Annotated in this window: 11 protein-coding genes and 4 tRNA genes; 10 read left to right on the forward strand and 5 right to left on the reverse strand. The window is 33.9% G+C overall.

The window, feature by feature from the left end:
* Positions 1 to 22: 22 nt before the first annotated feature.
* The 5 genes from FDY99_RS19340 (at position 23) to FDY99_RS19360 (ending at position 7730) form a co-directional block, all read left to right on the forward strand.
* The gene (locus tag FDY99_RS19340) at positions 23 to 1906 is read left to right on the forward strand and encodes a DNA topoisomerase IV subunit B (RefSeq protein ID WP_139423346.1); all 1884 of its coding nucleotides are present in this window, start codon (positions 23 to 25) and stop codon (positions 1904 to 1906) included.
* 86 nt (positions 1907 to 1992) lie between these two features.
* Positions 1993 to 2418, forward strand: coding sequence for a hypothetical protein (locus FDY99_RS19345; protein WP_228448863.1), 426 nt, complete (start codon positions 1993 to 1995; stop codon positions 2416 to 2418).
* A 3-nt stretch (positions 2419 to 2421) separates the two neighbouring features.
* A complete protein-coding gene (locus FDY99_RS19350) occupies positions 2422 to 5007 on the forward strand; it encodes a DNA gyrase/topoisomerase IV subunit A (protein ID WP_185148743.1) in 2586 nt (861 codons plus the stop codon).
* Complete coding sequence (locus FDY99_RS19355; protein ID WP_102980959.1) at positions 5004 to 5657, forward strand: rhomboid family intramembrane serine protease; 654 nt, start codon at positions 5004 to 5006, stop codon at positions 5655 to 5657. The genes FDY99_RS19350 and FDY99_RS19355 overlap by 4 nt, the downstream gene beginning before the upstream one ends.
* A gap of 24 nt (positions 5658 to 5681) precedes the next feature.
* A complete protein-coding gene (locus tag FDY99_RS19360; protein WP_139423348.1) occupies positions 5682 to 7730 on the forward strand; it encodes a YCF48-related protein in 2049 nt (682 codons plus the stop codon).
* Positions 7731 to 7804: 74 nt separating this feature from the next.
* Here FDY99_RS19360 and FDY99_RS19365 read toward each other — a convergent pair whose 3' ends face one another.
* The 5 genes from FDY99_RS19365 to FDY99_RS19385 all read right to left on the reverse strand — a co-directional run bounded on the left by FDY99_RS19365 (position 7805) and on the right by FDY99_RS19385 (position 11582).
* On the reverse strand, positions 7805 to 8254 hold the full coding sequence (locus FDY99_RS19365) for a hypothetical protein (RefSeq protein ID WP_139423349.1): 450 nt from the start codon (positions 8252 to 8254) through the stop codon (positions 7805 to 7807).
* 287 nt (positions 8255 to 8541) lie between these two features.
* A complete protein-coding gene (locus tag FDY99_RS19370) occupies positions 8542 to 9495 on the reverse strand; it encodes a N5-glutamine methyltransferase family protein (RefSeq protein ID WP_139423350.1) in 954 nt (317 codons plus the stop codon).
* Positions 9495 to 10253, reverse strand: a complete 759-nt coding sequence (gene yaaA / locus FDY99_RS19375) for a peroxide stress protein YaaA (RefSeq protein ID WP_074229226.1) — start codon at positions 10251 to 10253, stop codon at positions 9495 to 9497. The genes FDY99_RS19370 and yaaA overlap by 1 nt, the downstream gene beginning before the upstream one ends.
* Positions 10250 to 10957 carry a CPBP family intramembrane glutamic endopeptidase gene (locus tag FDY99_RS19380; protein WP_139423351.1) on the reverse strand — a complete coding sequence of 236 codons (708 nt, stop codon included), beginning with the start codon at positions 10955 to 10957 and terminating at the stop codon, positions 10250 to 10252. Before FDY99_RS19380 ends, yaaA begins: the two co-directional genes overlap by 4 nt.
* 13 nt (positions 10958 to 10970) lie before the next feature.
* Complete coding sequence (locus tag FDY99_RS19385; protein WP_139423352.1) at positions 10971 to 11582, reverse strand: L-threonylcarbamoyladenylate synthase; 612 nt, start codon at positions 11580 to 11582, stop codon at positions 10971 to 10973.
* Positions 11583 to 11682: 100 nt separating this feature from the next.
* Here FDY99_RS19385 and FDY99_RS19390 point away from each other — a divergent pair.
* The 5 genes from FDY99_RS19390 (at position 11683) to FDY99_RS19410 (ending at position 13410) form a co-directional block, all read left to right on the forward strand.
* A tRNA-Met gene (locus tag FDY99_RS19390) sits at positions 11683 to 11755 on the forward strand.
* A gap of 33 nt (positions 11756 to 11788) precedes the next feature.
* Positions 11789 to 11861 (forward strand) — tRNA-Met (locus FDY99_RS19395).
* A gap of 39 nt (positions 11862 to 11900) precedes the next feature.
* Positions 11901 to 11973: transfer RNA gene (locus FDY99_RS19400), tRNA-Met, on the forward strand.
* 38 nt (positions 11974 to 12011) lie between these two features.
* Positions 12012 to 12084: transfer RNA gene (locus tag FDY99_RS19405), tRNA-Met, on the forward strand.
* A gap of 150 nt (positions 12085 to 12234) precedes the next feature.
* Positions 12235 to 13410, forward strand: coding sequence for a site-specific integrase (locus FDY99_RS19410; RefSeq protein WP_162304191.1), 1176 nt, complete (start codon positions 12235 to 12237; stop codon positions 13408 to 13410).
* Positions 13411 to 13417 lie beyond the last annotated feature (7 nt).

The following is a 13417-nucleotide window of genomic DNA, read 5'->3' on the forward strand; positions in this document are numbered from 1 at the left end:
TGTATGTTTGCTGAAATAATATATGTCACAAGAAATACAACCTATCTATTCCGAAGATAATATCAGAACCCTCGATTGGCAGGAACATATTCGTTTGCGTCCCGGTATGTACATCGGGAAGCTTGGCGATGGTTCGTCTGCTGATGACGGTATTTATATTTTACTGAAAGAAATTCTGGATAACTCGATTGATGAATTCAGGATGAAATCTGGTAAAAGAATCGAAATAAAAGTAGATGACGGAAAAGTCACGATTCGTGATTTTGGGCGTGGAATTCCTTTGGGAAAAGTCGTCGATGCCGTTTCAAAAATGAATACCGGAGGTAAGTACGACAGCAAAGCCTTCAAAAAATCTGTAGGTTTGAACGGTGTCGGTACAAAAGCTGTAAACGCTCTTTCAGATTATTTCCGTGTGCGCTCTTTCCGTGAAGGGAGAATGAAAATTGCAGAATTTTCACGAGGTATAATCACTGAAGAACACGAAGAAAAAGAAACTTCAGACAGAAACGGGACCGAGATTTCGTTCATTCCCGATGCAGATATTTTTCTTCATTTTAAATACAGAAAAGAGTATATCGAAAGAATGCTCCGCAATTATGCGTACCTGAATCCTGGATTGAAAATTCTTTTCAACGGTGAAACATTCTTTTCTGAAAACGGACTGAAAGATTTGCTGGAAGAAGAATTGGAAAGTGATACTTTGTACCCGATTGTACATTTGAAAGATAATGATATTGAAGTTGCGATTACCCATACTGATAAATCTCAGACGGAAACGTATTTTTCATTCGTTAACGGACAAAATACAACGCAGGGTGGAACGCATTTGAATGCTTTCCGTGAAGCATACGTAAAAACCATCAGAGAATTTTTTAATAAAAGCTTTGATGCATCTGATGTGCGAAAATCTATCGTTGCAGCCATTTCAATCAACGTTGAAGAGCCTGTTTTTGAATCTCAGACGAAAACAAAATTGGGCTCGAATGATATGGGACCAAACGGCCCAACTGTTCGTACATTTATTATTGATTTCTTAAAAAGTAAATTAGATAATTTTTTACATAAAAATCCTGAAATTGCAGAAGCAATTCAAAGAAAAATCTTAATTTCAGAAAGAGAAAGAAAAGAACTTTCCGGAATTCAGAAACTGGCAAGAGAAAGAGCAAAAAAAGTATCGCTTCACAATAAAAAGCTTCGTGACTGCAGACAACATTATAACGATCAAAAAGCCGAAAGAAAAGCGGAGACACAGATTTTTATCACCGAGGGAGATTCTGCATCAGGATCTATCACAAAATCTAGAGATGTTGAGACTCAGGCTGTGTTTTCATTAAAAGGTAAACCTTTGAACTGTTATGGTTTAACAAAAAAAGTGGTTTACGAAAATGAAGAATTCAACTTGCTACAGGCTGCTTTAAATATTGAAGAAAGTCTTGAGGATCTAAGATATAATCAGGTGATTATTGCAACCGATGCCGATGTCGACGGAATGCACATCAGACTTCTTATGATTACGTTTTTCCTTCAGTTTTTCCCGGATGTGATTAAAAACGGACATTTATTTATTCTTCAGACTCCGTTATTCAGAGTTAGAAATAAAAAAGAGACAAGATATTGTTATTCTGAGCAGGAAAGAGTAAAAGCTTTGAATGAATTGGGTAAAAACCCTGAAATTACCCGATTTAAAGGTTTGGGAGAGATTTCACCAGACGAATTCAAGCATTTTATTGGAAAAGATATTCGTTTAGAACCCGTAGTGATAGGAAAAGATCAGACAATCGATCAGCTTCTGGAATTCTATATGGGAAAAAATACGCCGGATAGACAGGTTTTCATTCTTGAAAATTTAGTCGTAGAAGATCAAGATATTAACAAAAAAGAGATTTTAAATGAAGTTGAGCTTTAAAAAATAATACCCACCAAACACCATATCACATGAGACTAAGTAACAGGAAAAAAACACCTGTGTATAATTTTTTCAATATACTATTATTGATAATATTATCAGGCGGGTGTGTAGGTTTTATTTTAGATAAAATGAGGTTCGATATTTTAGATGAAAAAAGCTGTCTTTTAATTGTTGTTCCTGTTATGTTATTGATTGTCATTTATTTGCACGGAAGGCAAATCTTTGAATATGATAGTGACGGAGAAGCTCTTCATTTTAGAAATAGAAATATTATTTCTTTTTTAAATAAACCGTTGAGTGATGAATTTCCAAAATATAAACTAATTAAATTTGAGATGGTTTCCTTACTGTTTTTTAGTAGACTTTATGTAACTATTTCGAGCAAAAACAATGGTTCAACAACCTTAAAATATGAAACTTCTTATTTGACGAGGAAAGAAGTGAATGATTTAAAATTATCCCTCAATAAAGTAGTAAATGCCAATAAAGATAAAAGACATCAAGAATAAGTAATGATAGAAGACAACTCGCACGAAGGCGAAAGCTTAAAAAAAGTTTCAGGACTGTACAAAGACTGGTTTCTGGATTATGCATCTTATGTAATTTTAGACAGAGCGATTCCGTCTGTTTATGATGGTTTCAAACCCGTACAGCGTAGAATTATGCATTCTATGCGTGAATTAGAAGACGGACGTTATAATAAAGTGGCCAATATTGTTGGTAACACAATGAAATATCACCCTCACGGTGATGCCTCTATTACCGATGCAATGGTAGGAATCGGGCAAAGAGAATTGTTGATCGACACTCAGGGAAACTGGGGAAATATTTATACCGGAGATTCTGCGGCGGCTGCAAGATATATCGAAGCAAGGTTAACTCCTTTTGCTTTGGAAGTAGTTTTTAATCCCAAAACGACAGAATGGTCTAAATCTTATGACGGTAGAAATAACGAGCCGGTAGATTTACCGGTAAAATTTCCTTTGCTTCTTGCACAGGGAGTTGAAGGAATCGGGGTTGGGCTTTCTACAAAAATTCTTCCGCACAATTTTAATGAACTGATTAATGCTTCTATTGCTCACTTGAAAGGTAAGAAATTTGAAGTTTTCCCGGATTTTCTGACGGCAGGTTTTCTTGATGTTTCAGAATATAATGACGGTCACAGAGGTGGAAAAGTAAGAGCCAGAGCAAAGATTTCTCAGGTCGATAAGCATACTTTGATGATTTCTGAGCTTCCTTTTTCTAAAACTACAACAGACTTAATTGATTCTGTTTTAAAAGCCAACGAAAAAGGTAAAATTAAAATCAAAAAAATTGAAGATAATACTTCAGACAAAGTTGAGATTCTAGTTTACCTTCACAACGAAGTTTCGCCAGATAAAACGATTGATGCTTTGTATGCATTTACCGATTGTCAGGTTACGATCTCGCCGAATGCGTGTGTAATTGTAGGTGATAAGCCGATGTTCCTGAATGTTTCGGAAATTTTAAGAATGAATACCGATCATACGGTTTCTTTATTGAAAAAAGAACTGGAAATCGAGCTTCATGAATTGCAGGAAAACTGGCATTTTTCATCATTAGAAAGAATTTTTATCGAAAACAGAATTTACCACGATATTGAAGAGGTAAAAAGCTGGGAAGAGGTTCTGAAAACAATTGATGCTGGTTTAAAACCTCACACTACACATCTTTTAAGAGAAGTTACCGAGGAAGATATTTTAAGATTAACTGAAATCAGAATTAAAAGAATTTCAAGATTCGATTTAGATAAGTTTAAAGAAAATATTGCAGCATTAGAAGGTAAAATAGAGCAGGTAAGATTCCATTTGGCGAATCTTATTGCGTATGCAATTGAGTATTACCAAAATATTCAGAAAAAATACGGAAAAGACAGAGAAAGAAAAACAGAATTAAGAATTTTCGATACCATTGACGCGACAAAAGTTGCCGTTGCCAACGAAAAATTCTATGCTAATTTTGAAGAAGGTTTCATTGGAACTTCTTTGAAAAAAGACCAATATCTGTTTGACTGTTCCGACATTGATGATATCATCACATTCAGAAAAGACGGAAGCATGAAAGTTGTAAAAGTGGAAGCCAAAACTTTCATCGGAAAAGATATTCAGCACGTTGCCATTTGGAAAAAAAACGATAAACGCACGGTTTACAACATGATCTACCGTGAAGGCAGAGACGGACCTTATTATATGAAACGTTTTTCGGTAACTGCGGTTACAAGAAATACAGATTATGCTTTAGGTTCAGATAAAAGAGGCTCAGAAATGCTTTATTTTTCGGCAAATCCGAATGGTGAAGCAGAAGTTGTAACAGTTTTATTAAAACCAAATCCGAGAATCAGAAAAAATAAAATGGAAATCGATTTTTCTGAATTGGCAATTAAAGGAAGAGATTCTAAAGGAAATTTGGTGACCAAATATTCTGTAAAGAAAGTTGACCTGAAAGAAGAAGGTGTTTCTACTTTGGCGCCAAGAAAAATATGGTTTGATGAAACAGTAAGAAGACTGAATGCAGATGTAAGAGGAACTCTACTCGGGAACTTTAAAGGTGATGATAAAATTTTAATCATTAATGCTCAGGGAGAAGCTAAACTGGTGAGTTTTGATCTTGGAAACCGTTTTGACGACGAATACATTATTCTAGAAAAATGGAGACCCAATCAGCCTATCACCTGTATTTATTACGACGGAGAAAAGGATATGTATTTCATCAAAAGATTCTTGTTGGAAAACAATACCAATCTGCAAACCTTTATGCCATCGGAACATCCAAAATCATTTATTGAAAGAATTATAGTTTCTAACAATTCTACAGCCGAAATTATTTTCGCAAAAGATAAAGGGAAAGAACGCGAACCTGAAACCGTAAATATCGACGAATTTATAGCTGTAAAAGGAATTAAGGCAATCGGAAATCAGTTTACGAAATTTAAGGTTAAAAATATCAACATCACAATTCCTGAGCCTGAAGAAGAAGAACCGGAAGTATACGAAGAACCAGATTTTACTTCATCAAACGATGATGGGGCAATAGGAAATTTGTTCGGAAGTGATGATAACGAAAATACTGCAGAATGAATATCATAATATTAGTTATTGCTATTACTGCAATTATCAGTTTTATCGCATTTAATAATAAAGAGATATTTGAAAAATATAAATTCAATGTTGGAGCAATTCGGCATAGAAAAGAATATGTCAGAATACTTTCTGCCGGATTTCTGCATGCAGATATAATGCATTTATTGTTTAATATGATGACTTTATATTTCTTCGGTCCTGTAATTTTAGAAGGATTTGGAAATATAGGATTTCTTATTATTTATATTGGATCTATTCTTTTAGGAAATATTTTTTCATTATTTATTTACCAAAAACAGCCGTGGTATTCTGCAATTGGAGCGAGTGGCGGAGTTTCAGGGGTTTTGTTTGCAGCGATTGCAATGATGCCCAATATCGGAATCTATTTCTTTTTTATTCCTATTCCGATTCCGGGATTTATTTTTGGACTTCTATATTTTGGATATTCTGTTTATATGATGCTAAATCCTAAACAGTGGGATAATTTAGGACATGCAGCGCATTTAGGCGGAGCGTTTTTTGGGTTGGTTTATGCTGTAATTGTTCAACCTCAGAGTGCAATCGAACATTCGATGTTTATCGGGATCATGTCACTTCCGCTCATTTATTTAAGTTATCAAGTTTTTGTTAAAAAAAATATTAAATAAAAAACACATTAAATAAAAATACATATGAAAAAAAATATTTTTCTCTTGTTGCTGATTTTTAGTCATTATTTTTCAGCTCAAAACAATTTTACTTTAGTTACTCCAAAACCTACGGATCAAAAAGCTGTTAAAATTGTTTTTTCTACTGATAATGTTGGATTTATCATTAACAATAATAAAGAATTGTTAACAACAAATGACCAAGGTCTGAATTGGAGTATTAAACAGACATTAAATTTTCTTCCGCGTGATATAAAATTCAGAAATAATATTGGATTTATTGTGGGTGAAAATACAATCCTTCGTACAGCAGATTATGGAGCGACTTGGAATTCAATACCTAATTATGGAACAAGTCTTAATTCCATCAATTTTATTAGTAATGATATTGTTTATATTTCCGGACAAACTCAAATTTTAAAATCTTCAGATAATGGAGTGACATTTCCTGAACAGAAAATAATGAACGGAATGTCAGTTTCTATGTCGGTTTTTACCGATGCAAATACAGCTGTTGTTACATGTTTTGACGGAAGAATCAGGAGGACGACCAATGGAGGAGATAGCTGGACGACGAATTATTCGGATAATAGTTCTGCAAATACCTTATATACATTAGTTTTCCCTTCTCAAAATATTGGATATGCTAATAAAGGATTCGGAGAAATGCTTAAAACAATAGACGGAGGACAAACATGGACAGCTTTTGGATATAGTACTTATTATAAGGAAACTTATGGAATGCAGTTTTTTGATGACAATAACGGAATTGTAGTAGGATATGGTGGTGCAGTTTATAAAACTACAAACGGAGGGACGTCTTGGCAATGGATGAGTCCAAACTCACCTTATTCCACCGATACTGATTATAATTTAAATTCACTTTATTTCTTTAATAATCAAACGGGTATTTGTGTTGGGAATAATGGCAGAATTATTAAAACCCAAAACGGAGGAACTAACTGGACTAACTATTCCCCGACTTACGATGTAATCAATGAGATTCACTTTATTGACCCGAATAAAGCCTATTTTAAAACTAATTTAGGAGAACTTTTTAAAACGCAGAATGCAGGTAATAATTGGCAGAAAGTACAATATCCTGCACACCAGTCTTATAGTAATGGATTTGTGTTTTTAAATGAAAATGTAGGGTATTCCTTTGGTGCTAATCAAGGTTTGGTATATAAAACAACAGATGGTGCAATAACATGGACTTCGAGTACTCTTATTCCTTATGAATCAATATATAGCTTCAGTTTTTTGAATGAAAATATAGGATTCGCAAGTGGCGGATATAGCAGTCAATATGCAGGATTTTATAAAACGACCGATGGCGCAAACTCTTGGCAGAAAATATCAGATGAAAAATTTTCATTTTTAAAATTTTTTAATAACAATGTTGGATATGCTGTAAAATCGGGTATTTTCTATAAGTTGTTTAAAACTACAGATGGAGGAATTACTTGGAATCAGTGCTTTGATACTGGATCTTCAGACATTCATTTTGACTTTTTAAATGAAAATCAAATATTTTTAAAAGGAAATAATGGAGATTTCTTTAAATCTAATGATGGTGGAACAACATGGATACAATCTACAGCGCCTTATTATTCTTTTGATAAAGTCAAATTTATTAATTCTACAACAGGTTTCATTGCTGATGACAGAATGGTTTACGGTACAATTGATGCGGGAGTAACCTGGACATTGCTTTTAGATAACAATTACAATTTTGATATCATGACACTTGAAGCTTCAGGTGATTATCTTTATATTTCTGGAAATGGAGGCAAAATTTTCAAATATTCTCTGGCTTACCTTGCTGCGAGTGAAGTTAAACCGGAAAAAAATTCTGTAAAAGTATATCCTAATCCGACGAGTGATTTTGTAAATATAAAATCTGATAAGAAAGTTTCGGAAATAAAATTAATTGATATCTCAGGTAAGATCCTTAAAACAGTAAAAGCAGCCGCTCAAATCAATATTTCTGAATATCCGCACGGAATGTATTTCTTGGAAGTTGTTTTTTCAGATAACACGAAACAGGTTTCAAAAATTATAAAGAAGTAATATTCTAGGAATCTAACTTAAAAAAAAGACTGTTTTTAATGGAAACAGTCTTTTTTTATTGTTTTTGAAAATTACTATTCAGCCCAGGCAATTGGAATATAAACATTCACATAACCGTCTTGTCCAATTGAAGATGGTGTCAAGGTTACTGTAGTAGAGCCATAACCAACCCAGCCTCCTTGACCTTGATAAGCCGAAATTTCATAAGTTCCTTCCGGAAGATCATTAAAATATCCTGGTAATTTTGCAAAGCCACCAACATAAGTGATGTATCCGTCATAAACATCACCTGTATTTACGTCGGTTGCATAAATTCCACCCATGTCATAAGTTCCGTTCATGTAGTTTACTCCGTTTTGGGAAGTCCCTACTTTTAGCTGATAAGTCTGTTGTTTCCTACTATTCTCACTTTTATTGGCAAGATTCATTTCAGAATCCGTCAGAGTTGTCGCATCAGTGCTGCAACTGAAAATCGTAAATAAAACTCCGCAAGCAAGCAGAGCGCTTTTCATTGAATTTTTCATAAAAATAATTTTTGTTTGGTGTGATAAAATTAAGAATATAAAAATAAAACGAAATTGTATTACAATTAACTTTATATGAATTATAAAATACTATTTTGTTGGAAAACGCAAAGGCGCAATTTTTTTCTTTTTTAGTTTTTAAGGCGCAAAACACTTCGACTTCGCTCAGTGTGACTAAAAAACTTCATAAAGAATTTAGAAATAAAACAGTTGAAATTTTATCGTAGATAAAATTCTTGCGCCTTAAAACAGTTTATATTATAAATTGCGCCTTTGCGATTGCCAACTTATTTAATTCCAAAAATAAAACGGTCGTTTTCGCTAAGATCTTTTATCAATTCAGCTTGTGAAAAATCTTTGTATAATTCTAGAGTTTCCATCCCTAATTTCTGATTGATTTCTAAGAAAAGCAAACCATTTTTATTTAAATGTTTTTTAGAATCTTCAGCAATTTTTCGGTAAAAAATTAAAGCATCAGAAGTTGGAGAAAACAATGCCATTGTAGGCTCAAATCCCTTTACAGAGTCTGCAATTTCGTTCTCTTCATCAATCCCAATATAAGGCGGATTTGAAATAATGACGTCGAAATTTTGATTTAAATCTAAACTCAAATAATCAGCATGAATAAAATTGATATCAAGCTGGTGAAAATCTGCATTTTTTTTAGCAACTTCTAAAGCTTTTTCCGAAAAATCAATCGAACTAACTTCCGCTTCCGGGAAATGTTTTTTTAAAACTAAAGGAATAATTCCGCTTCCGGTTCCGATGTCCAGGATTTTGAGGGTAGAGTCGGATGGTCGGAGAGTTTGAGAGTTTTTTTCTTCCGAAAAATCACGGTTATTTATATCCGAAATCTCTAAACCCGAATCTCTGAAAGCGAATCTCGTATCTCGTATCTCCAATCTCGAATCTCGAATCTTCTTAATAGCAATTTCCAGCAACTCTTCGGTTTCCGGACGTGGAATCAAAACATTTTCATCCACAAAAATTTTCATTCTGTAAAATTCGGTTTCGCCCAAAACCTGTAAATAAGGTTTTCCTGTTTTTAACTCTGAAATGATTTCTTGAAATCGGTTTGTATTTTCATCAGACAATTCCAAATCTGCAGATTGTCTTTGCTGAAAATTATTTAAATCTAAAATATGTTCAGCAAAAATTTGAAATATAAAGACCGTTTCAGAATCGGTATAAACTTCCGAAAGAGAATCTGAAAAATGCTTTTTAAGTTGTGATAGCGTCATTATCTTGTGAAAACGAGTTTTGTATCGGTCGATTTTTCCTCATCAATTCTGTAGCCTTCATAGTTGAATGCTTTCACATCGTTTAATGTTTTTGCATTGTTTTCTGCGCAGAATCTTACGACTAAACCTCTTGCATGCTTCGTATAAACTACAATTGTTTTTAGTTTTCCGTCTTTTATTTCATAAAAATCAAAATCAATAACCTGATGATTGAGTTTTTTTCTGTCGACAACTTTTATATATTCGTTGCTTGCCAAATTCAGAAGAATTTCGTTTTTCTTCATCTCAGAATTAAGCTGTTCTGTTACTTTTTCTGTCCAAAATTGGTAGAGATTCTTATTATTTTCAAATTCAAAATTTCTGCCCATTTCAAGTCGGTACAGCATTACTTTGTCTGAAGGTTTCAGCAAACCGTACAAACCGGAAAGCATTCTGTAGTTTTTCTGAAGATAATCAACTGCATTTTTGTCTAATGTTTTTGCATCCAAACCACGATACACTTCACCTGTAAATGCGAACATTGCAGGAGCAGATTCTTTTGCGGTGGGCTTAGATTTCCATTTTTGGTTTCTTTCCCAGTTTTCGTCTGCTAATTTTGCCGAAATTTCCATTAATTCGGAAAGATATTTTGGCGATTTATGTTTTAAATGAGATTGAATTAATTCTGCTTCTTCGATGAATCTTGGAGTAGAAGTTCTCAATAAATCTGTTGAGTTTTCTACGTTCATTAATTTTGCTGGAGAAGTTATGATTTTCATAAGTTAAGTAAAGATAAATGTTTAGAATCAATAAAATTCATGATCATCATCGAGATAAAGTCTATCAAGAAATGACAGATTATTAGAATTTTAATGTTTGAATATTTTTTATAAAATAAAGCAAATACGATCCCAATAAAGAAAGGGACAACAACCTGACCGATTGTTCCGTAAGTACTGTGTAAAATGCCAAATAAAACTGCTGAAACAACCACACCCAACATCGGACTGTTGTATATTTTTTCAATTCTTGGCTGAATATAAGCCCGCATCAGTAATTCTTCGATAATTCCGGCGGTAAGACAGGTGAAAATGATGAGGAAATAATTATTGTTAAATAAAATTTTAAACTCCAGAAGTCTTTTGCTTGCTTTTTCTTCGGTTAAAAAAATAATAATTGCATTCAGAAAAGCTCCGCCAAATACACAAATAAAGTATAAAGCGATTACAGCACCCAAATAAAATAAAGGGGAATACTTTTTTTCTTCCCAAACAAAAAATGATCTGTTTTCAATAAAAAAATTATAGACTAAAATCAAAATTAAAACCAACCACAGAGAAAGTCTATCGTAAAAAAAGAGATCAGCCGTTAAGGTTTTATAATTCAAAAATGAATTAATTGTCTGGATTGAAAACAGCATTGAAGCGGCAAGCAATACGAAAGTAAGGATTATGCCTAAAGAATATCTTCCGCTAAGACTCATTTTATCGATCGTTCTAAATTTCTCCCTTTCCTTGTCTGATAATTTCCGGCTCGCCCGATGTAAGATCTACAATGGTTGAGGCAATGTTGTCTCCGTATCCTGAATCTATTACAATATCAACCAGATGGTCATATTTTTCTGCAATCAGTTCCGGATCTGTAGAATATTCAATGATTTCATCATCATCTCTAATAGAAGTTGATGCAATCGGATGTCCTAATTTTTCAACAATCAACTGCGGAATGGAATGATCGGGTACACGAATACCAATCGTTTTATGACCCTTATATGCTAAAGGCAAACTTTTATTTGCTTCCAGAATAAATGTGAACGGACCAGGAAGATGACTTTTCAAAAACCTGAAAACAGAAGTGTCGATAGGTCTTGTAAAGTCTGATAAATGGCTTAAATCATTACAGATAATTGAGAATTTTGCTTTCTCAAGCTTCTGTTTTTTTATTTGTGCCAGTTTTTCCATGGCTTTAATATCAAAAATATTACAGCCTAAAGCATAAATGGTATCAGACGGATAAATAATCAGTCCGCCATTGTTCAGGGTTTTAATCACCTCATTGATAAGGTTTTCCTGAGGATTGTCGGGATAGATTTTCAAAATTTTTGCCATAAACAAATGTACGAATATTTAAATAAATTTTATAAAAATGCTTTATTTAAAAGGATTGCTTGCAGTTTTGAAATATATTCGTATATTTGCAATCCAATATCGCGGGATGGAGCAGTAGGTAGCTCGTCGGGCTCATAACCCGAAGGTCATCGGTTCGAGTCCGGTTCCCGCTACTACGAAGCTTTTTTGAGCTTAAAATGGTACATCGCGGGGTAGAGCAGTAGGTAGCTCGTCGGGCTCATAACCCGGAGGTCGCACGTTCGAGTCGTGTCCCCGCTACTAAAAAAAGTGCTTTCGGTAAGCACTATAAAGATACACCGCGGGGTGGAGCAGTAGGTAGCTCGTCGGGCTCATAACCCGAAGGCCGCACGTTCGAGTCGTGTCCCCGCTACTAATAAAGTGCTGACGATAAGCACTATAAAGATACATCGCGGGGTGGAGCAGTAGGTAGCTCGTCGGGCTCATAACCCGAAGGCCGCACGTTCGAGTCGTGTCCCCGCTACTATTTTTTTTTAAGAGAATAAATACATTAACGCTATTAAGATTTGCTTCAAAACAATTTTGATTAGAAATGTGTCTATTCTCTTTTTTTTGTCACGAATCTCGTCACGTTAAAAAAAAAGTCGTGACGGCCGGTTATAAATTTCTAATTATGATCGGACAAAATCAATTATTACCATTTATTAAGAGCAAAGATGTTAACAACATATTTGCACCTATGGATTACACATTCTATTTAAAAAATGAGCCTGATAAGCGAGGGAGAAAACCCGTATATATTAATATTAATGTAGGAGGTAGAAGAAAGAGAATTCCTGCAGCAGTAAAAATTGAGGAGAAATATTGGGATTCAAAAAACATGAGGATTTTTGATACTCCGGAAAGCCGGGATCAACATCTACTTTTAAAGCAGATTGACGCAAAGATTACTTCAATAAGAATGAAGCATCGCCTTTCTGAAGTTCCATTGACACTACAGTCTTTTCTTGATCAATTAAAAACAGCTCCGTCGACCGTTGATTTCGGCCAATTCTATAAAAGTATCAGGGACATTCAACCAATGAAACCTAATACATTAGCAAAACATGATTCTGTTTTTGAAAAATTAAAAGATTTTAGAGCGCTCGTAGCATTTCAAGATATAAATTATAAGTTTATTGATGAATTCAGATCGCATTTAAAGACAAAATTCAAAAATGCTCAGTCAACAATTAATTCAAACATTGCCGTTTTAAAAAAGTATCTTTCACTTGCTGAGAAGTATGGAATAAAGCTGGGTTTTGATTTAGATGATATTCAGGTTGGCGATACCGGAGGAAGAATAATCTGGCTTGATGAAAAAGAAATTAGCAAATTACATGAATATTATTTTTCTAGTTTCATTCCAGATAATTACAAACTTTCCCTTGGATATTTTTTGATCGCCTGTTACACCGGTTTAAGAATTTCAGATGTAAAAGCAAGAAAAAGAGAAGAGATGCTGGAGGAGTTTCTCCGGGTTGTTTCATTTAAAGGTGGAAAAGATTTAACCCTTTACCTTATTCCAAAAGTTCATGATATCATAAATTCGAATCCGGATCTTTTCATAACGTTATGGACAGAAGTAACAATGAATAAGCATTTAAAGAAAATATCCAATACTTGTGGAATAAGAAAACGTCTTTATTTTCATGTTGGCAGGCATTCTTTCGCTACGAATTATCTAATTAAAGGTGGACAAATAGAAAACCTGCAGACAATTTTAGGTCACACCAAAATTATGACAACGATGAAATATGTACATGTTGCAAAAGATACTGCAGCACGAAGCATGATATTAATGCAATGAAAAACGG

Origin of the sequence: Chryseobacterium mulctrae, assembly GCF_006175945.1 — a bacterium.
Taxonomy (GTDB): Bacteria; Bacteroidota; Bacteroidia; order Flavobacteriales; family Weeksellaceae; genus Chryseobacterium; species Chryseobacterium mulctrae.

Bases quoted from the DNA above. Each gene is read 5' to 3' on its own strand.
- FDY99_RS19340 (WP_139423346.1), top strand. From the start codon at position 23: ATGTCACAAGAAATACAACCTATCTATTCCGAAGATAATATCAGAACC.
- FDY99_RS19350 (WP_185148743.1), top strand. From the start codon at position 2,422: ATGATAGAAGACAACTCGCACGAAGGCGAAAGCTTAAAAAAAGTTTCA.
- FDY99_RS19355 (WP_102980959.1), top strand. From the start codon at position 5,004: ATGAATATCATAATATTAGTTATTGCTATTACTGCAATTATCAGTTTT.
- FDY99_RS19360 (WP_139423348.1), top strand. From the start codon at position 5,682: ATGAAAAAAAATATTTTTCTCTTGTTGCTGATTTTTAGTCATTATTTT.
- FDY99_RS19365 (WP_139423349.1), bottom strand. From the start codon at position 8,254: ATGAAAAATTCAATGAAAAGCGCTCTGCTTGCTTGCGGAGTTTTATTT.
- FDY99_RS19370 (WP_139423350.1), bottom strand. From the start codon at position 9,495: ATGACGCTATCACAACTTAAAAAGCATTTTTCAGATTCTCTTTCGGAA.
- yaaA (WP_074229226.1), bottom strand. From the start codon at position 10,253: ATGAAAATCATAACTTCTCCAGCAAAATTAATGAACGTAGAAAACTCA.
- FDY99_RS19380 (WP_139423351.1), bottom strand. From the start codon at position 10,957: ATGAGTCTTAGCGGAAGATATTCTTTAGGCATAATCCTTACTTTCGTA.
- FDY99_RS19385 (WP_139423352.1), bottom strand. From the start codon at position 11,582: ATGGCAAAAATTTTGAAAATCTATCCCGACAATCCTCAGGAAAACCTT.
- FDY99_RS19410 (WP_162304191.1), top strand. From the start codon at position 12,235: ATGATCGGACAAAATCAATTATTACCATTTATTAAGAGCAAAGATGTT.